Below are 21,256 nucleotides of genomic sequence, written 5' to 3' on the forward strand. Positions count from 1 at the left end.
CCATGATTTCGTGCGGACCTGGATCTCCGGTCCGGATCGGTCGGCAGGCACGCCGATGAGGCCGGCGGACCGGGCCGATCGAGCGCAGGACGGGATTGTCAGACCCTGCCGTTACCGTTCATTGACATGGACGGACTCTCACCGCATGCCGCACAGTTGCACGCCGCAATGGTCGGTCCACCGCCCGACCTGGACGGGGCCGGTGGCGCATGGGCCGCGTGCGCGCGCCTGACCCCGCTGGAGTTGGGTGCGCTGCTGCCCACCGCACACCGCACCCTCGCCGACGAGGGCGCTGGCGAACAGGCCCGCAGGGTCGCCCGCGAAGTGACCTGGGCCAAGCCGCAGCCGTCGTTCACGACCGCGACGCTCGCCGACTTCTATGACGCGCTGGCCGAGTCACCGAAGCCCACCGACGTCTGTTACGCGGCGGGTGCGCTGCTGCGCTGTGCCGAGTCGTGGAACCAGCCGGCTCTGATGGCGCCCGCCGCGACCCTCGTGAGGGCGGCCGCGGTGGTGAGGGGTGATCACATTGCCGACGCCGCCTTGGCGGTGGCCGCGGTGGCCGGTCCGACGGCCGAAACGGAGCTCGTCGCCGGCCTGCGGGTGGCCTACGAGGACAGCCCCCTCAGACTCGCCGAACTCGAGGTGCTTCTCGCGACCGGCCCAGGTGATCGGGCGTGGCTCGCCGAGGATCGCCGGTACGGCCGGATGCCGGGCACCTGGCCACCACTGACGGATCGCCTCGCCGAACACACCGCCGCCGCACCCTTCGCCGAACTGGCCCACCGTACGCTCCGCACCGCAGCGAGCCACCTCGCCGCCCTCCACGCCGGTCACCTCCCGTATGCCGCCGACAAGGCCTTCACCCCGCCCGATGCGGACACGCTGCGCTGGGCCGCCCGTCTCGCCCTGCAGCGCGACGAACCGTGGGCCGGCACCATCCTCGCGACCTTGCTGCCCCAGCTCTCGGTGGCTCCCGGCCCGGCGCGGACCCTCCCGTCCCAGAGCGCCTGCATCGGCATCGCCCAAGCCGTCGAGGCCTACCCGACACCCGAATCGATCGCCGCGCTGCGCGAAGCCCGCCGCGTCGTCCGCCACGCCGGCGTCAGCAAGAAACTCGACCGCATCCTGCACCGCGCCGAACGCAACCTCAGCCGACGCCCCGAAGTCGCGGCCCGCCTCCCCGACCTCGGCTACGGCCCCGACGCCACCCTGCGCCTCTCCTGCGGCCCATACACCGCTGTCCTCACGACCGTTGACGAACCCACCCTCACCTGGGAGCGCGCCGACGGCCGGCCCGTGCGGTCCCTCCCTGCCGCCGCCCGCCGCGACCATGCCGAGGAAGTCACCGCCGCCCGCGACGTACTGCGGAAGACCCGCGACCAGAGACGAACCCTGACCCGCGGCCTCGAAGGCGGCTACCTCGAGGCAACGGTCTACCGATTCGACCGCTGGCGCGACACGCTCGCCACGCACCCGGTAGCGCGCGGTGCCGCCCGACGTCTGATCTGGGAGATCGAGCACGCTCCGGGGGAGTGGCGCGCAGCGCTCCCCGCGGCCGGCTCCCCGGACCGCACCACGCCTGCCCCGTCCGCCGCCGTCCGCCTCTGGCACCCCGCCCGTGCCACCGACGCCGAACGACGTCTCTGGCGCGACCGGATCACCGACCTTCGGCTGCGCCAGCCTTTCCGGCAGGCCTTTCGGGAGCACTACGTACCGGAGGAGACCGGGGATGCAGCCACCACCGCAATGTTCCACGGCCACTGGGTCCGCATCGAGGCGGTCCTGGGACTGGCCACGCGCCAGGGCTGGCACATCGAAGAGGACGGTCTCTGTCTCCGGCTCCCCGAGGTGACGGCCTACCTTGGCATCTCCGGCAAGCTCTATCCGGGAGCCGGCGGATGGGCCGAAGCCCAGAACGTGCACTTCGCCCGCACCGAGGGAGACCCGCAGCCTCTGACCGCGATCGACCCCGTGAGGCGCTCGGAGATCCTCCGTTCGGCCGACCTCCTGGTCAGCGCCGCCAGCTTCGCCTGGTGTGACACCCACACCCCTACCCGCGCGGACACCCACTCCGACTCCCATCCCCACGACCGCGAGTCCCTGCAGATACTCAACCGCCTCTACGGCCTCCCCCTGGGCCGGACCGCCCGCCTCCGCCGTGCGGCACTGCAGCGCATCCTCGCCCCACACATATCCTCCGGCCGCGTAGCGCTCGGCAACCGGCACGTGCACCTGGACGGGTACGCCATCCACCTCGCCACCGGCCGCGTAACCCGTGACGGCGACCCGGTGGACATCAGCCTGCCCGAGGGCCGGAGCGCCCGCCCCCTGCCGTTCCTGCCGTACGACGAAAAGCTTCTGGAACGCATCGTCCGCACGGCAGAAGAACTCATGGCACGGCATGTGAGCGGCTGAGCGCAGGGCCGGCGAACAGGGCTGGGCGGCTACTCGTCCGGTCGGCCCGAGGGGGTGGACGAATGCCCGACGGGCCCCACCGCTCAACCCCGCCCAGCGCCAGTCTGCTGGAGAGCGGCAGCGACATTCGCCACATCGTTCCCCATGTTCAGCACGCCCTTGATGGCGGCGCTGGGCGCCGAGGCGCCGTTCACCCCGGCGAAGAACACCGCGAAGTGCCCCTTGCGCGTCTCCAGATATCCGGCCAGGGCCTCGGCAGGGACAGCCAGCCGGCCATTGAGCGTGTCACCGCCCACGACGGTGCCGTTCTTGGCGAAGACCTTGCCACGTGAGGGACAGCTGCGGCACGAACCCGCCAACGTACCGTCGACGCCGAGAATCGGCAGCGACCTGCGAAAGCGCTCCGCCTCGGGCGTGTGCTGCCAGTACGTCAGGATCTGCGCCAGGGCCCGTGGCGTGCTCCGATCGATCAGGTTTCCGCCCCGGCCGTCGGCGAGTTGGACGGCCTTGCGGTCCACCTTCGCACCGTCCAGGAACTTGGCGAGCACGGGAAATCCGTCCTGGCATTGTGAGCTGCCCGAGTGCGTGGCCATCAGGCAGATCGCGAGATTCGCCCCGAGGTTGTGGCTCACCTTGAAGATGAGCTCGGCGTACTTGGCGTACGACGGGGAGGTGTATCGGGCCACCGTGGGAGTGCCCGCATACGAGTCCGGCAGCCGGTCGGCCGGGTTGGGGCCGGTGGCCGGCGCACGGACCTCGACCCCGTCCCGTTGCAGCGCCTCGATCAGGGCGGTCCGGCCAAAGGCATCCGGGTCCTTGATTTCTGCGGTCCGCAGGACGGGGGCGGCGTCGGCGGCAATGGTGCCCGACAGTCGGATGCGAGTGCCGTCGGGGGAGGCGCTCATGTTGATGGCGGACGATTTGCCCGCAGCGACGGTGCGGACGGTGCTCGTGACCTGATACGGCGCGACCTTCGGACGCCACTCCACGCGGGCGGGGGCGCCCGCACCGGAGCCGGGTGACGTCAGCACATCGATGAGGTTGTCGTTGATGATCAGTGGCGTGGGGGTCGGCTCGAGCACCGGGTCGGGTGGGAACAGCCGGGCATCGACGATCACGTCACCGTCGACTCGCTTGATCCCCGCGTCACGCACCTGCCCGGCCAGCTGATCGATGCCGGCCAACGGATTTTGCGGGGTGAGCGTGGCTCCTGGGATTTGGTTGGCGTAGATGTGGTCGAGGTCGGTGAAGGCAACGGTGCCGTCCTTGCGGGTCCGGCCACCGAGGGTCAGATCACCCTGTGCGACGAGGTCGAGATCGCCGTCGAGCGTCGTTCCTCGGCGTCGGCCGACGGCGTGGACCGGAGTGACGAAGCGGTGGCCGGCGCCAAGGGCGTGCCAGGCGCCGCTGACGCTGAACAGTTTGGCCGTCGACCCCGGGACGAAGAACTGGTCCGCAGAGCGCGACTGCGTCACCTCGCCATGGTCCAGGTCCTGTTGGAACAGCCCCCACTGGGCGTGCCGGTACTCCGGTTTCCGCATGATGGACGAGAGGCGCGGATCGAGGTCGTCAGGCGAGGGCGACGGCGTCGCCTGGACGAGGCCGACCACGACGGCACCGACAGCCAGCAGCAGGCCCAGCGCGCCGACAACCCGCCGCCGGACCTTTCGTCGCATGACGAGTGATGACATGCGCACTCCACCAATAGTGCCGTTCGGTCCGGTGCTCCGTCAGAACGTACTGCGCCGCACCACCGCACCCACGCAGTACATCGCCGGGTTCCCCCGTATGCCCCAGCACAACGGCTTGCAAGGGAGGAGCCACGGTAGCGAGTAACCGGAGCCGGAGCCCCGCCCATGACTCAGGGCGCGCCTCCCCGCCCCGCCATCGATCAAGGCCCGGCTCAGTCCTCCGCGCGCTGCGTGACAGAGGATCCGGTGCGGTCTCCCAGGAACTCGTACCAGCGGCGCTGCAGACAGACGTAGCGGGCATCGGCCTCGACGAGACTCAGGAAGGCCGTGACGGTCTCCCGCAGGCGCTCGTTCAGTCCGGCGTCGGACAGCTGCCCGTCCTCGGCGAAGCCCTGGTGAGCCGCGGCAAGGCTGAACATGTCGGGGTAGACGCGGGTGCCGAGGTGCTCGAGTGGAACTCTGAGCGCCCACAGCCCCCGGTTGCCGCCGACCAGGGAAGGAGAGGCGGACACCAGCAGCGCATGCTTGGTCTTGAAGGGCTGCGGCCGCACGCGGGAGACCCAGTCGATCGCGTTCTTCACCACTCCCGGCACGGAGGCGTTGTACTCGGGGGAGGCGAGCACAAAGGCGTCGCACCATTCGAGCCGGTCGCGCAGCGCCAGCGCGCCCTCCGGCACACCTTGCGAGGCCTCCAGGTCGCCGTCGTACAGCGGCATGTCGAACTCCCGCATCGTGGCCAGATCGACGTCGGCTCCGGCGTCGGCCATCATGGCGCTCACGAGCGAAGCCAGGCGGGCGTTGGCCGATCCGGACCGCAGCGAGGCGCCGAGGACGAATACCCGCAGTGGGCCGGCGTGGGCAGCAGCGGTGGGCATGGTGACGTCCTTCCGGCACGTGAACGCGCGCTGCGCAAAGGGGACGAGGACGGGCGTTGCGGTGCAACGGCCATCGTCACCGCGTAGCGTATCGGCGCGATCGCGTCACGGTCGGTACACACCACGCCGTGACCGACCGAATGCCGCGCCGTACGTCATCACCGGCCCAAGGCCCCGTCAGCGGTTCCACCAAATGAGTACGCCCCCCAGCACCAGCAGAAGACAGACGCCGAAATTGACCACCTTGTGCGCGAGGAACACCGCCACGAACTCGCGAATCGTCGCGCTGGGCCAGAAGTAGGCGGCGGTGGGGGAGCCGACGACCTGGCCGTTGACACCGGCTTTCCGCGCCATCAGTGCCGCGCGGAAGGCGTGGTAGTTGTTGGTGACCACCACGCAGCGGTAGTCCGGCTTCGCGCCCTCCATGATTGCCCTGCTGAATCGCAGGTTCTCCTCGGTGGTGCGTGAGCGGTCCTCCCGCTCGATCCGGTCCGCCGGAAATCCGCGCTCGATGAGGTAGGCGGCCATCGCGTGGGACTCCGGAAGCTCTTCGTCCGGTCCCTGTCCACCGGAGGTCAGCAGCACGGGCGTATTGCCGCGGGCGGCGAGCCGTTCGTACACCGCGCGCCCTCGCTCCAGCCGGCTGGCCAGCAGGGGTGGCACTGTGGAACCGCCGACGAGGCCGGATCCCAGCACGACCACATAGTCGGCGTCACGGCGGACCCGCAACCGTCCGTAAAGGAAGGCGTAGCCCACGAAGCACAGAAAGAGGAACGAGACATAGCCGACCAGTCCGACGGCGGTGACCCCGATGACCAGCAATGTGCGCGAGCGCAGGGCCAGAGCCACGATCAGAAAGGCGATGAGGGCGAGGATGCCGAGCCCGGCGAGCAGCGACAGCAGGTTGGCGGGGCGTCTGCCTTCCTTGCGGACCATTTTCACGCCGTTGGAGATCAAGAAGCAGGCGAGGACGAGGGTGCCCAGCGCGGGCAGCACCAGCAGCGCCACGATCGCGAGCATCCCCAGGAGGGAATCGGCCTTGCCCAGCTTGCCGACGAGCGCGAGCAGCGCGAACGTGACGGCGAGCCCCAGATGGACGGCGTTGCCGAAGCGACGTCGGTCGCGCAGCACGCCGACGCCGAAGAGAACAGAGAACAAGACCGCAGGGGCGAAGGCCAACATGCCTACATGTTAGGCAAATTCGCGGGATCCGGATTGCGCTCCACTCACGTCGGCCGAGGCAGGGAACGCTTCTCGCGGAGTGGACGCCTCCGGTCTGCAGTAGCGCGGCGGCCGACGCAGTCCTGTGCGGCCCGGACGCCAACTGCACGTCGGTCGACGGAGGTTGATGTCAGACCCTGCACCTACGGTGTTCGTACACGTACACGTACACGTACACGTACCCGCACGCGAGCAGAAGGCAAGACATTGGACACCCGGCACACCCCGCAACCGTCGACGGCGGACGTCGAGCTTCCCGACGAGAACACCTTCACGGTCCCTGAGGCATGGCTGCCCCGTATTCACCCTTGGCGCGGTGGGCCCTGCGCACCGATCGGCGGGATCGACGCCAGCGCGGCCGATGCGGTGCGGAGTCTTGTGAAGGAGCGTCTGTCCTGGATGGAGACGACGGCCGGCCTGCCGGAACTGCTCGAAGCGGCGCAGGCGCAGCTGCGCGGGGAGGCGAGCCCGCTGGGCGCGGCGGCGGTCATGGCCATCGTCACCGTGGACCTGCCGTGGGAGAAGCGGGCGGGGCTGTGGACGTTCGCCGACGCGTGGGTGGCGGAGCACGGCCTCGTGTTCGCCGCCGCTGCGACCGCCGAGCTCGCCGGCCTCTTTGTCGAGGAGGCGACAACGGGGTGCGAGGCGCGGGCCCTGCGCTACCGATGCGACGACGACCAGCAGTGGGACGGATGGGTCGTGGGCGGACCGATCGCCAGGCGGATGCGCGCGTTGCTCGCCGAGGCCGACGAGCAGGCCTACCAAGAAGCCGTCGATGCGCTGGCGCACTGCCGTCGCGATCAGTTCCAGCGGGCCGTCACCGGCTATCTCGTGCCGACCCGGACACAGTGGGTGGACGAGGTGTGCGCCGCCGCCTCGCCCGCTCGGCAGGACGGATATCCCACGACCGTGCTGCGCTCGCTGAGCTCGATGGAGCAGCTGAGCCTGTTCCGTGCTCAGGACGAACGCTGGTGGCATCTCGTCTCGCTGGACACCGTCTACACCGCGATGGCAAGCGTCGGGCCGGGCATCGCTCCGGTGGTGGCGGATGTCCTCGACGGGGCGGCCCGCGACAGGGGGATCAGCAAGGACCTTTACGCCGCGCTCGCCTGGCTGCCCACCGACGAGTCCTTCGCGCTCATGCTGGCCCGCCTCGACCGGCCGTTCGCCCACAGCGCCGTGATCGAGGCCATGGAGCGCTACCCCGTTCGTGCGCTGCGGCTCTTGGCCGCCGCGGCCGCGGGGGCCGCGTCGGAGACCTCCGCGTACGCCGGTGCGCTGCTGCGCAAGCATGTGCTGGCCCACCCGGAGCTCGTCGCGGCGGTGTTCCCCACCCTCTCCGCCGCGGCACAGGCCGGGATCGAGCAGGCCGGCGGCGCACCCCAGGCAACACAGGTGCCGCAGACGCCACCGGATCCGACGGGTATGCGGGGGACCGGGTGGATCGACGATGTGCCGGAGGAGGTCCTCCCGCGGGTGCTGGTCGAGCCGCCGTGGCTGCGGCCGCGCCCGAAGGCCAAGCCCGCGGTCGTCAAGGACCTGGTGGCGCCCGAGGGGCCGGCCATCGTCTGGGCTCCGGAAGAGCACCAGGAATGGGCCGGGACGAACGCTTCCTACCAGGCGTGGGACGAGGACACGGACTGGCAGAAGGCCCTCGCCGACTTCCGGAACGGGAAGCTGCGGAACTTCGAACAGCCGGGTCTCTTCCTCGACGGCCCCGCGGAACTCGTGCGTCCGCTGCTGGCGGCCTGGAAGCCGGAGCCGCTGTGGGAGGGAGGGTGGATGAAGCCGATCGTGGCCAGGTTCGGTGTGGACGCGCTGCCCGCCACGCTGGCCCTGGCCCAAGCCGACTCGGCCGCCCTCGGGCCCCTGCTGCTGCCGTTCACCAGTGCCGATGTGGCGACGCAGATGGCCGAATGGCTGATGACGCGCAAGAGGGTACGCCCGGTGGTGCGCGCCTGGTTCGGACGCCATGCGGCAGCCGCTGCCCGTGCCCTCGTCCCTGCGGCGCTCGGGAAGGCCGGCAAGGCCCGACGGCATGCCGAGGCGGCGTTGCGACTCATCGCCTCCCAGGGGCATACGGAACTGGTCCGCGCCGCGGCCCGTGACCACGGCGACAAGGCCGCGGCCGCCATGGACGCGTTCCTGGCGCGCGATCCACTGGACACGCTGCCGGCCCGGATCCCCGACGATTTCTTCCTTCTGGACGTCCATCTGCTGCCGCGGATCCTGCTGCGCGACCGCCGGCACGCCCTGCCCCCGGCCGCCGCCCGCCACCTCGTCACCATGCTGGCGATCTCCAAGCCCGGCGAGCCCTACGCAGGCATCGACGTGATCAAGGAGCTCTGCGATCCCGACTCGCTGGCCGAATTCGGCTGGGGGCTCTTCCAGCAGCAGACCTCATACGATCCACGGCTGAAAGCGGACGACTGGACGCTTACCGCGCTCGGCTGGATCGGCGACGACGAGACGGTCCGCAGGCTCACGCCCCTCATTCGTTCCTGGCCCGGTGACGGCGGCCACACCACCTCGGTCGCCGGGCTGGAGGTGCTGGCCGTCATCGGAACGGACGTCGCCCTGACCCAACTGAACGGGATCGCCCAGAAGTCGAAGTACCAGGGCGTCAAGAAGAAGGCGGCGGAGAAGATGGCCGAACTCGCCCGTGAACTCGGCCTGACCGCCGATGAGTTGGCCGACCGCCTCGTCCCCTACCTCGACCTCGACGAGACCGGCAGTATGACCCTCGACTACGGCCGCCGCCGCTTCACCGTCGGCTTCGACGAACAGCTCAAGCCGTACGTGGCCGACGAGACCGGCAAGCCCCTCAAGACCCTGCCCAAGCCCGGCGTACGCGACGACCAGGACCTCGCCCCGGCCGCCCACAAACGCTTCGCCACCCTGAAGAAGGATCTGCGGACCGTGGCCGCCGAGCAGATCCGCCGCCTGGAACAGGCCATGGTCACCCAGCGCCGCTGGAGCACCGCCGAGTTCCAGGACCTGATCGTCGGCCATCCATTGCTGTGGCACATAGCCCGCCGCTTGGTATGGGTGAGCGACGACGGCCGCTCCTTCCGCCTGGCAGAGGATCGCACCCTCGCCGACGCCCACGACGACACCCTCACCCTCGACCGCTCGGCGCGCGTCGGCGTCGCCCACCCCCTGCACCTGGCCGGCACCCTCGATGCCTGGGCGGAGATATTCGCCGACTACGAGATCCTCCAGCCGTTCGACCAGCTGCGCCGCCCCGCATACGCGCTCACCGACGACGAACGCACCGCACACGCACTCCAGCGCTTCGCCGACATCACCGTCCCCACCGGCAAGGTGCTCGGGATGGAACGACGCGGCTGGGAACGCGGCAGCGCAGAAGACAACGGCATTCAATCCTGGATCTCCCGCGTCCTCCCCGGAAACCGTGCCGCCGTGCTCAGCCTCGATCCGGGCATCGTGGTCGGGAACACCGAGTACTGGCCCGAACAGCGGATCGACCGGGTCCGACTCAACGACGGCACCGACCTCGGCTGGCGCAGCCGGCCCCGCGCGCTGCCGTTCGGCGATCTCGATGCCGTCACGGCGTCCGAAATCCTGGCCGACTTGGCAGAGCTGACGGGCTGAAGGGTCAATGGGCTGACCAGCCGAGCGGCCAGTCAGGGCTGCAACATCGCAGAGGCCTCGGCGCTCACTCCGCGCTGCCCGTCAGACTCCCCGCTCTGCATGTGACCGGGCTCACGACACACCACGTTGACCTTCACATCAGTGTGAACGTTCGAGTATGTACCTCAAGCAAGCAGAGCGAGCAAGCAAGCCAACAAGTGAGCAAAGCCAACAAGCAAGCTGTGCAAGCAAATACTGCCAGCAGTACCCAGCAAACACGAGGTGAGTTTCGATGGACAACCAACTCTTCGACTACAGCCCGATCGTCGATCGTGAGCCCATCAACTGGCCCGGAGGCGCCCGAGTGGCCTTCTACGTCGGACTGAACGTCGAGCACTATCAAGTCGATCGCCCCTCGACGAGCATCTTCCCAGGCACTGCGGGGCTGGCGCCTGACCCGTTGAACTACGGCTGGCGCGACTACGGGCCCCGGGTCGGCATCTGGCGGTTGATCGAGAGCCTCGACCGACACGACATACGCGCCAGCGTGATGCTCAACTCCGACGTCGCCGAGCGCTACCCGCAGATCATTCAGGCGGGCCGGGACCGCAACTGGGCGTGGGCCGCCCACGGCAAGAACAACTCCATCTTCCAGGCCGACATGACTCCCGACGAGGAACGCGCCTACCTGGCGGATGTGATCGGCACGATCGAGAAGGCCACCGGCCGTCGGCCGCGCGGTTGGCTGGGACCGGCGCTCACCGAGACCTTCCGCACGCCGGAACTGCTCGCCGAGCTCGGCCTGAACTACGTGATGGACTGGTCCAACGACGACCAGCCCTACCGGTTGAACGTGCCCGGGATGCTGAGCGTGCCGTATTCCATCGAGGTCAACGACATCAGCCTTTTCGTCGGCAAAAGTCTGAGCGGGCCGGACTTCGTCCAGATCGTCAAGGACCAGTTGGACCAGCTCTACGAGGACTCCGCGGCGAGCGGGCGGGTGATGTCGCTGGTCCTGCACCCGTTCGTCATCAACCAGCCGTTCCGGCACAAGTACTTGGACCAGGCGCTCGATTACATCGCGAGCCACCCCGGCGTGTGGCTGACGACCAGCGACGAGATCGCCGAGCATTACGCCAACACCGCCACCCACGGCTCCGCATCACCGTCCCAGTAGTAGAGGAGTGACCAGGCCCTGCTGCCGGCCACTCAACCGCAAAGCCGCCCGGTAGGGGTGGCCGGGCTCGCCGCCGTAGTGGTCCTCTTGGGCGCCGGCGGGCCCGCCACCGTGTGGTGCCAGGCGCGAGGCGAGGGCAGAGACGCCTCCCCCTTGGCGGGACGGCCGCGAGTGACGGGCGGGAGGGCCGGACTCACCTACGCGATCCCCAAAGGCTGGACGAACAAGAAGGGCGACGACCTGACCGCGGCCTTCTGACGCTCATCGCCGCGGACGACCACTCGGCCTTCCTCCTCGGCGTCGCTCAGCCCGCCGGGGCAGCCCAGCGGAAAGAGGTGGACGCCGTGCTGGAAAGCGCCGCCGTGAAGTAACGAGGTACCGAGGTAATCAGGTGCAGGAGCGGCGGCGATCGACGTCAAGCCGACGATCGGCGTCAAGCGGTGGGCAAGGGCTTCGCCAAGACCATTTCCCTGCGCCCGCCGTCAGGCGCCAGATCCCCCACCATGGCAGTGCCCGCGAAGCCGTGGCGCGCATAGAACGCGATGGCCGCAGGGTTGTCCGGCATCACCGACAGCCTCAACCTCGTGGCGCACCGTTGTATCGCCCACCGCTCAACCTCCCCGATCAAGCGGTCCGCCACTCCCTGACCACGGACCGGCGGGCTGACCCACATCGAGATCAGCTCCGCAGTGCCCGATTCCTGCGTCGGGACGCCACTGACCATGCCGACCGGCCGGCCGTCGAGGACGGCGACGACATTGTGCGAGTCACGGATCCCCAGGCGGGCCCGCCAGCGTTCCTCTCGATCGCCGTCCCCCTGCCACTCCGCCAACGTCGAGCCGAAGGCATTCGGTGCCTCGGCGAGGGCAGCCAGTCGCAGCGCGCGCCAGACGCTCCAGTTGTCCGGTCCCAGGACCCACATTTCCGTCATTGCCGAGACTCTGCCGTGCAGAGGGGACGACGGCAATCCTCCCGGTCTCCGATGCCGCATGCGCTGGAGCCCGCGCGCCGGTACAGATGTACCCGGAACCGGTGGGGCCGGTCGGCGGCCCTGGGAGGGCGGTAGGTGGCTCGTCGTGGGGGAAATCCTTGATCAGCCGTTTTTGATCCTGCCGCGTTTCCCCTTCCCTCTTGACTCTTCCTGAACTGGGAGGAAACTGGTACATACACCAGAAAACCGGAGAGCCGCACCGTCAGCAGAGACGTTTGCTGGCAGGAGACCCTTGACGTGGCCCTGGCTAGGCCCCCGGAAGCCCCGCGTGCCGGAGACTCAGCGACGACTGAGGCAGATGGCGACGACGCGGACTCCCGGGGACTGTCGTGTGCAGGCGCAGCTTCCGATCGACCGGCGAGCCGCATTTTTTTGCGCGCCTGCGGTGGCAGTGTCTCCGTCGGTTGATCAACGGGGTTCTCCGGCGCTCTCCGCCACTCGCCTCGTGCGCCACCGGATGCGCCATACGGTCCGCACGCCACAGACGGGGGCGCGGGCAGCGACTCCCCCGACACCCCGACAGCTCTGGGAACGTATGGTGCCCCCTCTTGTACGGAGGGCCCGGCCCTGGGTGCTCGTGGCCGTCCTGGTCGGGCTCGCGGTGCCGGCCCCGCCGCGGTCACCGTGCGGCCACCGCACCGGCAGACCCCGCTGCAGCAGCAGGTGGACGCCATCGGGCGGGCCGGAACCGTCGGTGTGGTGGCCCGGTCCACCGGTCCCGACGGCACCCAGCACGCCGCCGCCGGTGTGGCGGACGCGGTGACAGACCGGCCGGCGCGACCGCACGATGCGTTCCGCATCGCCACGCGCAGCGTCAGGATCGGCGCGACCGTTTGGCTGACTGTTGCACCAGTCAACCTTGATATGCTGCCGGACCCGTCCCACGAAGGGCTGTCAGCATGCCGCGACCGAGCGTCGAAGCCGAACGCCGCGCCCAGATCCTGGCGGCCACGTGCAAGGCCATCGCCCGTACGGGAATTGCCGCGTTCCGGGTCGCGGACGTGGCCAAGGAGGCCGGGCTCTCGCCCGGCATCGTCCACTACTACTTCGACACCAAACAGGAGCTGATCCGCGCGGCGTTCGAGCACAACTTCCTGCACTCGCTCGAGCGCCGCGCCGCCATCTTCGAGTCCGGTCTGGAACCCGTGGAGAAGCTGCGGGCGCTCGTGGAGGCGTACCTGCCACAGGGCGACGAGACCGTCGAGGCCTGGCATGTCTGGGCCGAACTGTGGGTCACGGCGCTGCACGACGCGGAGCTGCGTGACCTCAACGACCGTGCGTACGGGGAGTGGCGCCGGATCGTCGCCAGCATCGTGCGCGAGTGCCAGGCGGCCGGGCGGATGGGCGACGAGGACCCGGTGGATGTGGCCAACATGCTGGTCGGCCTGCTCGACGGTCTCGCGCTGCAGGTGCTCGTCGGCTCGCACGCCATGACGCTGAGGCGGATGCGCGCCACGTGCCGGGCGTTCATCGACGGCCTGGTCGCGTCGTCCTGAGCTGTTTCTGACCGGTCGTCCGAGCCGCCACCGAGGCGCTGCCGGACCGCTTTCCGGTCGCTCGCCGGCCGCTCCTCAACCGCTCCTCAACCGCTCCGCAACCGTCCCTCGAGGGAGCCGGATCCCTCCGCGTCCAGATCATTGACTGACGGATCAATTATAAATACTGTCGCGGCCATCCGACCGACGGCATCCGGCGGACAGCCGGGCGATCCCGAGGAGCTGGCCGAGTGACACTTCCTACCGAGTTGACGGAACTCAGCCCCGAACAGCTGGCGATCATCGCCCTCTGCCAGGACTTCGCGAAGGCCAAGATCAGGCCCGCCGCGCGAGCGGTCGACGAAGCGGACACCGAAGTCCCCTGGGAAATCTGGAAAGAGGCCGCCAAGGTGGGCCTGACCTCGTTCATGCTCCCCGAGGAATACGGAGGTGGCGGTTCCACCGATCTGTTCACCCAGTGCCTCGTGCAGGAAGAGCTGTGCGTCGGCGACCTGGGCCTGGGCAACCTGCTGACCGCCAACGGCTTCTTCGCCCACCCGGTCCTCGAACTCGGCACCGACGAACAGAAGGAGCGCCTGCTGCGTCCGCTCGCCGGCGACGCCCCGCCGATGACCTCGCTCGCGGTCACCGAGCCCGATGTCGGCTCCGATGCCGCCGCGCTGCGCACCCACGCCGTGCGCAAAGGCGACCGCTACCTCCTGACCGGCCGCAAAGCATGGATCTCCAACGCGGGTGCGTCGGAGTACTACATCGTCTTCGCCACCGTCGACCCGCGGCTGCGGGCCAAGGGCATCACCGCCTTCGTCGTGCACCGCGACACGCCTGGACTCACCGTCTCCGCGCCGTGGAAGAAGATGGGCCAGCGCGCGCTGATCAACGCCGAAGTCACCCTCGACGAGGTCGAGGTGGACGCCCGCGACCGGATCGGTGAGGAGGGCCAGGGCTTCATCGGGCTCATGCAGACCTTCGACCGGTCGCGGACCATTCTGGCCGCCGCGGCCACCGGCGTCGCACGCGCCGCCACCGAGTACGCCGTCCAGTACGCCAACGAGCGCCACCAGTTCGGCAAGCCCATCATCGACCATCAGGCCGTGGCCTTCCGGCTCGCCGACATGGAGACCCGCGTCGAGGCCGCGCGCCTGATGACCTGGCGCGCCGCGAAACGGATCGACAGCGGCCGGCGCGCCACCCGCGAATCGGCGATGGCGAAGCTGACCGCATCGGAGACGGCCATGTTCGCCACTTGGGCGGCGGTGCAGACGATGGGCGGCTGGGGCTACTCGCGGGAATTCCTCGCCGAGAAGTGGATGCGCGACGCCAAGCTGGAGGAGATCGAAGAGGGCACTTCGGACATGCAGCGGCTGATCATCTCCCGGAGCCTCCGTGACCACGGCTGAAACAACCCGCGCCCCGGAGCCCGTTCCGGAGCCCGCCCGGGAACGCGCCCCGGAGCACGAAGCGGCGCCGCAGGGCGCCCACGCCGCGTTGACGTCACTGTGGCAGCCCGCCTCCGTGGCGATCGTCGGGGCGAGCGACGACCCCGCCAAATGGGGGCACTGGCTGGCACGCGGCGCACTCCTCGGCCGCGAGAACCGTACGGTCCACCTCGTCAACCGGCGCGGCGGACCGGTGTGCGGTCTGCCCACCTCCCTCTCGCTCGATGACCTGCCGCAACCACCCGAACTCGTGGTCATCGCCGTACCCGCGCAAGCCGTCGAGGCGGCCTTCGACGATGCGCTCGCCGCGGGCGCCCGTGCCGTGCTCGTGATCAGCGACGGACTCGGACGGCTCACCGGAAATCCCCGGCTGGCCGAGGAACTGGGCGACCGGGCGCGCGAGCGGGGCGTCCGGCTGCTCGGGCCCAGCTCGCTCGGCATCGTCGACACCGAGGCTGAACTGCAGCTCGTCTGGGGCGCATTCGGGCCCGGGCCGGTGGGTGTGGTGACGCAGAGCGGCCAGATCGGCTCGGAGATCGCGTACTTGCTCGCGCGGCTGGGCTCGGGCATATCCCGCTTCGCCTCGACCGGCGCACAGGCCGACATCTCCACCGAGGAGCTGCTCGAGAGCCTCGCCGACCACGACGCGACACGAGCGGTGATCGCCTACGTGGAGGGAATACGAGATCCCCAGCGCTTTCTGCACGCGGCACACCTGCTGCGCGAGAAGGGCAAGCCCCTGATCCTCCTCACGGTCGGCACCAGCCCCGCCGGAAGCGCCGCCGCCCTGTCGCACACCGGCGCGCTCACCTCCGGCGCCGACATCCTCGAAGCCGTATGCCGCAGCGTCGGCGCCATCCGCGCCACGACACCGGCGCAGGCCGCGGACCTGGCCCACGCGCTCGCACTCGGCGTCCGCCCGCGCGGCCGCCGGATTCTCGTGGTGTCCGACTCCGGCGGCCAAGGGGCACTCGCCGCCGACCTCGCCACGGAACGGGGACTGGACCTGGCGCCGCCCCCCACCACCCCGCCACCGACTCCGGTGCAGCCCCGCAACCCCGTCGACCTCGCCGGGGCCGGGGAACAGGATCTGACGGTCTACGCCTCGGTGGCCGAATGGGTGGCGACCGCCGGCACATATGACGCCCTGGTACTGACCGGCTACTTCGGCCGCTACGGCGAAGACACCCCCACACTCGCCACCGCCGAAGCGGAAGTGGCCGCCCGCCTCGCCCGGGTCGCGCACACCCTCCCCGTACTGGTCCACACGATGGCCGGCGGCTCTCCCGCCACCCGGACGCTGCGCGCCGCGGGCGTCCCCGTCTACGCCGACATCGACAGCACACTTCGGGCGCTGGCAGGCTGCGCCCGCTGGCACGCGAAGGCGCCACGGCCACCCGTCCGCCGCCCCACCGCCCCGCCCGGACCGCCGGGACCGCAGATCCCCTACCTCCAGGCACGCGAGAGCGCGCGGGCGGTGGGCATTCCGTTCCCCGAGGCAGGGGTGGCGGAGAGCGCCCCAGAAGCGGTACGGATCGCCCGGTCCTGGCACGGCCCGTCCGTGGCGAAGGTCGTCGGGCACGCGCACAAGACCGAGGTCGGCGGGGTCCGGCTCGGCCTGGAGACCGACGCCGAGATCACCGCCGCCTTCGAGGACTTCGCCACCCGGCTGGGCGCCCGCTCCGTAGTCATCGAACGCATGGACACCCGCCCGGACACCGTCGAGCTGATCGCCGGCGTGCGGTACGACCCGGGCTTCGGGCCGGTGGTGCTCGTGGGCGCCGGCGGCACGGCGGCCGAGCTGTGGCGGGACACCGTCCTCGAACTCGCCCCCGTGACCGTCGACGACGCGCGGGCCATGCTGCGCCGACTGACCTGCTGGCCGCTGCTGAACGGTTGGCGCGGGGCCGCCCCGTGCGATGTGGACGCCGTCGCCGGAGCCATCGCCGCCCTGTCCACGCTGCCCGGGAGCGACCCCACGGTCGTCTCCGCCGAGATCAACCCGCTGCGGGCGGGACCGGAAGGGGTCCTCGGGGTCGACATCCTCATCGAACGCGCCGCCGCACCCGGCACCGCGCCGACCGCCGGCACGCCGGACAACACCGACACCACCGAGGAGGAGGGCTGACATGACTGCCATGACGGACGCGACGGCCACCGCACCGTTTCAGGGCAAGGTCGCGATGATCACCGGAGGCGGGTCGGGCATCGGACGCGCCACGGCTCTGCGCTACGCGAAGGGCGGCGGCACCGTCGTCGTGTGCGGCCGCCGCCCCTCATGAGCGGCGCCGCGGATCGGTCCTGGCGGCAGCCCCGCCTCGCCTGGCTCTTACGTCAGCAGTACCGGCAACTCGAACAGTTCGTTCTGTGTCACGACCGGTTTGTTGCGCAGTTCGGACCGGGGGACCGCCAGGCGCAGACGGGGGAAGCGGGCGTAGAGGGCGGGCAGCGCCACGGAAGCCTCCATACGGGAGAGCGCGGCGCCGGGGCAGACATGCGGGCCGTGGCCGAAGGCCAGATGGCGGTTGGGGGAGCGGGTGATGTCGAAGACGTCGGCGGAGGGGCCGTGTGCCCGTTCGTCGCGGCCGATTGCCGCGTGCGCGATGATCACCGCCTCGCCCTTGGGGAGGACCTTGTCGCCCACGGGGACGTCCTCGGCGGCGAACCGGATCAGTACGTGCGAAGTGGGGGAGGACCAGCGCAACGTCTCCTCGATGACCCTGTCCCAACTCGCCTCTCCCGCCTGGACGAGCGCGAGCTGCTCGAGGTGGGTGGAGAGATTGACGACCGCGTTGACGATCAGCGAGATCGTGGTCTCGTGCCCGGCGGCGATCATCACCCCAATGGTGTTGAGGATCTCGTCGTCGGTCAGCCGGTCGCCGTCCTCGCTGGCGTGGACGAGGGCGCTGGTGAGGTCGTCGGCGGGTGTCGCACGACGTGCCTCGATGATCCGAAGGTTCATCTCGCGTAGCTCGGCCAGGGTGGCGACGACCTCTTCGGGCGGAGTCTGGGTGGAGAAGAACTTGTCGAAGAGGACCTTCAGACGGGGGTGGTTGGCGCGGTCCACGCCCAGCAGATCGCTGATGACCCGCATCGGCAGGGGATAGGCGAACTCCGCCTTGAGGTCGACGGCCTCACCGGGCGCCCGGCCTGTGAGGCCGTCGAGCAGATCCTCGGTGAGTTCCGTGACGCGCGGCCGCATCTCGTCGACGCGGCGCGGGGTGAGGGCCTGCGCGACCAGGGTGCGCAGTCGGCGGTGCTCCTCGCCGTCCACGGTGAGCATCGAGCGGCCGGGGTTGACCAGCCCGATCAGCGGCCAGTCCTCCGGTATGTCGCCACGCTGCCAGGCGGTCCACAGCGCGATGTCCTTCACCACGCGACGGTCGGTCATCAGCGCGCGGGCCTCGGCGTGGTGGGTGACGGCCCACACCGGGACACCACCGGGCAATTCCACCGCGGCCAGGGGGCCGTCGGCGCGTAACCGGGCGGTCTCCGCCTCCAGATCGGCGACGAAGGGGTCGAGCGCGATACGGCCGGTGCTGGTGGTCATCGGTTGGTCTCCCAGGATGGCGGTCGGGGTGGACACGGGCGATTCGGTCGGGCCGCGCAGCCACGGGGACGGCCGGGGTGACGGCTGAGAGGTACGGCCGGGACGGGTACGGCCGGTCGAGGCCGGGGCCCGGTCGAGCGGGACCGGTGTCACCGGGCCGGGCTCGCGCCGTGAACGGACGACCGACCGACCGACCGACTGACCGACTTACTTGCTGACTGATGACGCCCCTGCCGGACACTCTTCGATCAACGCGTGAAAACTATAGGTACGTATTGATCGACCCGTGGCATGTTCCACGAAAGGAAGCCGCCCCGGACATAGGTGGGCTCCTCGACGAGTTGGCGGGAAGAGAGAGATTCCGTGGAGATCACCGTCCAGTGGATACGGACGTCCTGGACGAAGGATTCCCGGGGCGGGGAGGCCGCCACGCGCAGGAACGCGGCCCCGGTCGGCTTCGCCCTGCCCTCCGCGGCAGCCCCGTTCGTGCACGCGATTCGGATGCATGAGCGTGATGGCTTCGAGCCCCACGACACCCGGGAAGACCTGGGAAAGGCCGACGTCCAGCTCCGCGAAGCCGACGGTCGGCTTCGCGTATTCCCCCGAGTGCAGCCCCTGTTCTCGTTGCCGCCTCGGCCTCGACGCCCCCCGGCCGTGCGGCTTGTCCCTGGCCAATGGGTCCGCTGGCAGCTCAACTATCGATTCAGTAGTGCGTTGGGGATCCGAGGCTGGTCGTACTGGCTCGACACGTTCAACATCGCCTACGGCCCGGTGAACGCCGACGTGTTCTTGTCGGAACCCACCGTGTTCATCGATGAGCGGGGACCGCTCCGGTAGCTCGATGCGCCCTCGCAGGTCAGGCGTGCGCGGCGATGCTCGCCCCGGCCCCTGGCGGTCGCACCATGAAGACATCGATCGGGTCCTGGGCTTCCACGACGAATCCGTGGCGCTCGTAGATTCGACGGGCAGCGCTGCCCTGCAGGACGTTCAGTCCCACGGTCATGCCCTGCTTGTCGGTCCGCCTCAGCACCGTGCGTAGGACAGCGGATCCGAGCCCTCGGCCCTGATGACGTGGAGCAAGGTAGAAGTGCTCCAGCCACTGTCTGCCTTCGGCGGGCCGGACCGTGACGCATCCGACGAGTTCGCGGTCGGTCATGATGATCGACGTGTGCTCCGTGGAGAAGGAATCCCGCAGTCGCTGCCGCACCCGGTGCTCGTCGTAGCGCCCAAGGCGTTCCAGATCCGCACGCATGACGGTGGCCCGCAGCTCCGCGATCACCTCGATGTCCGCAGCCGTCGCAGAACGCAGCACCCAGCCCGCGCCGTGCGCCGACGCGGTCCGCCCAGGCACCGCCACGTCCGATCGCGACCCGTCCCCCGCCACCCCAGCATCCATGGCCGGAGTATCTCAGTCGGCCCATCCGACCAGGCAGGTGGGCATCTCGACCCCAACTCCAGCCGCGGCCCCTCGCGTTTCTCGTGACCGGCTGCGGCTTCCATGCTTCTGGGGCGTGTATCGAAAGTGCCTGGTGAGGATGGCAGAGAGCCCATTTGTGATCCAGAATGATTGGATGGTGACCTTTGAAACTCCCCGTTTGATCCTGCGTCGTTGGCGTGAGGAAGACGTTGCGCCCATGGCTGCCGTCAACGGCGACCCCGAGGTCATGCGGTGGATCCGTGACGGCAGCGTCCGTGACGAACAGCAGACTCGCGGCGGGATCCAGGGCTGGGAGAGCGAGTGGGAGTCACAGGGCTTCGGCCTGTTCGCCGTGGAGATCCGGTCCACTGGCGAGCTGGCCGGGTTCACCGGGCTTTCGGTGCCTCACTTCTTGCCGGAGGTACTGCCTGCGGTTGAGGTCGGCTGGCGCCTTGGACGTTCCCACTGGGGGCAGGGCTTGGCCACCGAGGCCGCTACGGCCGCCGTACGGTTCGGGTTCGAAGAGCGAGGGCTGGAGCGGATCGTCAGCATCACTCAAGTGGGCAACGACGCTTCCGAACGGATCATGACCAAACTGGGGATGCATCCGGTCCGTGAGACCGTCAATCCCACCTGCGGTCGGCGAGTACGGGTGTTCGAGTTGTCGTCGGACCAGTACGCCACAACCACTCGTTGACGGCGCTACGAGGACGGTGGCCTCGTAGCGGACCGCGCGTTTGTCGTACCTGGTCGGCCTTGTCTGGAATGGTGCAGCGGATACCGCGACGCCGCAGGTAGGCGTGCTGTCCCGGGACGTGGGTGACGCGCGTGCCGGGTGCTTGAACTGGTGAGGGCCTTCTGGGTTCGGTGTGGATTGCGACATCTCCACCGGTACTCAGGAGGCCCTCGTGTCCCACCGTAATGCCCGGCCGACGCCGACCGGGCGCCTTCGTCCGGCCCGGCGCGTCGTGGACAACGGGGGCTGGCCGCTGCGCCGGGGAGCGGAGCGTTTCCAGGTCGGTCACACCACCGCGGCCGCCGTGGAGGAACGCATCGTGCACCTGCGGCGGGAGCACCGCATCGGACCTGGCCGGCCGGCGGCCCGCTGCAATGTCGCAGCCTCAACAGCTCACCGGATCCTGGTCCGCCACCGCCTTCCGATCCTGGCCGCCTGCGACCGGGCCACCGGCGAACCCGTGCGCCGCTACGAACGAAATCGGCCCGGCCAACTGGTCCACATCGACGTCAAGAGACTAGGCCGCAACCCCGACGCCGGCGGCCACAAAGCCCTCGGCCGGGCAGCCGTACGCAAAAACCGCACCGGCGCCGGACTCGCCTACCTCCACACCGCCCTGGACGACCACACCCGACTGGAGCCTGGTCGGTGTTG

General features: G+C 69.6%; 15 protein-coding genes and 1 pseudogene. 10 read left to right on the top strand and 6 right to left on the bottom strand.

Annotated elements, in window-relative coordinates; translation table 11 throughout:
- The first annotated feature begins 126 nt into the window (after nt 1–126).
- Nucleotides 127–2,418 carry a DUF4132 domain-containing protein gene (locus ACIGWZ_RS11055; protein ID WP_400063016.1) on the top strand — a complete coding sequence of 764 codons (2,292 nt, stop codon included), beginning with the start codon at nt 127–129 and terminating at the stop codon, nt 2,416–2,418.
- Nucleotides 2,419–2,501: 83 nt separating this feature from the next.
- Here the strand turns inward: ACIGWZ_RS11055 and dacB are convergent, their stop codons facing one another.
- The 3 genes from dacB to ACIGWZ_RS11070 all read right to left on the bottom strand — a co-directional run bounded on the left by dacB (nt 2,502) and on the right by ACIGWZ_RS11070 (nt 6,166).
- Nucleotides 2,502–4,094, bottom strand: coding sequence for a D-alanyl-D-alanine carboxypeptidase/D-alanyl-D-alanine-endopeptidase (gene dacB, locus ACIGWZ_RS11060; protein WP_400063018.1), 1,593 nt, complete (start codon nt 4,092–4,094; stop codon nt 2,502–2,504).
- A gap of 227 nt (nt 4,095–4,321) precedes the next feature.
- Nucleotides 4,322–4,984 carry an NADPH-dependent FMN reductase gene (locus tag ACIGWZ_RS11065; RefSeq protein ID WP_400063019.1) on the bottom strand — a complete coding sequence of 221 codons (663 nt, stop codon included), beginning with the start codon at nt 4,982–4,984 and terminating at the stop codon, nt 4,322–4,324.
- Nucleotides 4,985–5,161: 177 nt separating this feature from the next.
- Nucleotides 5,162–6,166 carry a YdcF family protein gene (locus ACIGWZ_RS11070; protein WP_400063021.1) on the bottom strand — a complete coding sequence of 335 codons (1,005 nt, stop codon included), beginning with the start codon at nt 6,164–6,166 and terminating at the stop codon, nt 5,162–5,164.
- A 438-nt stretch (nt 6,167–6,604) separates the two neighbouring features.
- Here ACIGWZ_RS11070 and ACIGWZ_RS11075 point away from each other — a divergent pair, with 438 nt between their 5' ends.
- Nucleotides 6,605–9,820, top strand: a complete 3,216-nt coding sequence (locus ACIGWZ_RS11075) for a DUF4132 domain-containing protein (protein ID WP_400063023.1) — start codon at nt 6,605–6,607, stop codon at nt 9,818–9,820.
- 271 nt (nt 9,821–10,091) lie between these two features.
- The gene (locus ACIGWZ_RS11080) at nt 10,092–10,976 is read left to right on the top strand and encodes a polysaccharide deacetylase family protein (RefSeq protein WP_400063024.1); all 885 of its coding nucleotides are present in this window, start codon (nt 10,092–10,094) and stop codon (nt 10,974–10,976) included.
- A 433-nt stretch (nt 10,977–11,409) separates the two neighbouring features.
- Here the strand turns inward: ACIGWZ_RS11080 and ACIGWZ_RS11085 are convergent, their stop codons facing one another.
- Entirely contained in the window at nt 11,410–11,907 is a 498-nt protein-coding gene (locus tag ACIGWZ_RS11085; protein ID WP_400063026.1) for a GNAT family N-acetyltransferase, read from the bottom strand.
- Between the two features lie 959 nt (nt 11,908–12,866).
- On the opposite strand from ACIGWZ_RS11085, the gene ACIGWZ_RS11090 reads away from it, so the two are divergent.
- The 4 genes from ACIGWZ_RS11090 to ACIGWZ_RS11105 all read left to right on the top strand — a co-directional run bounded on the left by ACIGWZ_RS11090 (nt 12,867) and on the right by ACIGWZ_RS11105 (nt 17,181).
- Nucleotides 12,867–13,463: a TetR/AcrR family transcriptional regulator gene (locus tag ACIGWZ_RS11090; RefSeq protein WP_400063028.1), complete on the top strand. Its 597-nt coding sequence runs from the start codon at nt 12,867–12,869 to the stop codon at nt 13,461–13,463.
- Nucleotides 13,464–13,693: 230 nt separating this feature from the next.
- Nucleotides 13,694–14,860 (top strand): acyl-CoA dehydrogenase family protein, encoded by a 1,167-nt coding sequence (locus tag ACIGWZ_RS11095; protein WP_400063030.1) that lies wholly within the window; start codon nt 13,694–13,696, stop codon nt 14,858–14,860.
- Nucleotides 14,847–17,027, top strand: coding sequence for an acetate--CoA ligase family protein (locus ACIGWZ_RS11100; protein ID WP_400063031.1), 2,181 nt, complete (start codon nt 14,847–14,849; stop codon nt 17,025–17,027). The genes ACIGWZ_RS11095 and ACIGWZ_RS11100 overlap by 14 nt, the downstream gene beginning before the upstream one ends.
- Nucleotide 17,028: 1 nt before the next feature.
- Nucleotides 17,029–17,181: an SDR family NAD(P)-dependent oxidoreductase gene (locus tag ACIGWZ_RS11105; RefSeq protein WP_400063033.1), complete on the top strand. Its 153-nt coding sequence runs from the start codon at nt 17,029–17,031 to the stop codon at nt 17,179–17,181.
- A gap of 47 nt (nt 17,182–17,228) precedes the next feature.
- On the opposite strand, the gene ACIGWZ_RS11110 is transcribed toward ACIGWZ_RS11105, so the two are convergent.
- Nucleotides 17,229–18,449, bottom strand: coding sequence for a cytochrome P450 (locus ACIGWZ_RS11110; protein ID WP_400063035.1), 1,221 nt, complete (start codon nt 18,447–18,449; stop codon nt 17,229–17,231).
- Between the two features lie 363 nt (nt 18,450–18,812).
- On the opposite strand from ACIGWZ_RS11110, the gene ACIGWZ_RS11115 reads away from it, so the two are divergent.
- Nucleotides 18,813–19,286, top strand: coding sequence for a hypothetical protein (locus ACIGWZ_RS11115; protein WP_400063037.1), 474 nt, complete (start codon nt 18,813–18,815; stop codon nt 19,284–19,286).
- 19 nt (nt 19,287–19,305) lie between these two features.
- On the opposite strand, the gene ACIGWZ_RS11120 is transcribed toward ACIGWZ_RS11115, so the two are convergent.
- Entirely contained in the window at nt 19,306–19,845 is a 540-nt protein-coding gene (locus tag ACIGWZ_RS11120) for a GNAT family N-acetyltransferase (RefSeq protein WP_400063038.1), read from the bottom strand.
- Between the two features lie 175 nt (nt 19,846–20,020).
- Between ACIGWZ_RS11120 and ACIGWZ_RS11125 the strand changes: the two genes are divergently transcribed.
- The gene (locus tag ACIGWZ_RS11125) at nt 20,021–20,563 is read left to right on the top strand and encodes a GNAT family N-acetyltransferase (RefSeq protein ID WP_400063040.1); all 543 of its coding nucleotides are present in this window, start codon (nt 20,021–20,023) and stop codon (nt 20,561–20,563) included.
- A 211-nt stretch (nt 20,564–20,774) separates the two neighbouring features.
- Nucleotides 20,775–21,239 (top strand): annotated as a pseudogene (locus tag ACIGWZ_RS11130) (IS481 family transposase); the annotation flags it as partial.
- Between the last annotated feature and the right edge of the window lie 17 nt (nt 21,240–21,256).

It is taken from the genome of Streptomyces sp. NPDC053427, assembly GCF_044544985.1.
Lineage (GTDB): Bacteria > Actinomycetota > Actinomycetes > Streptomycetales > Streptomycetaceae > Streptomyces.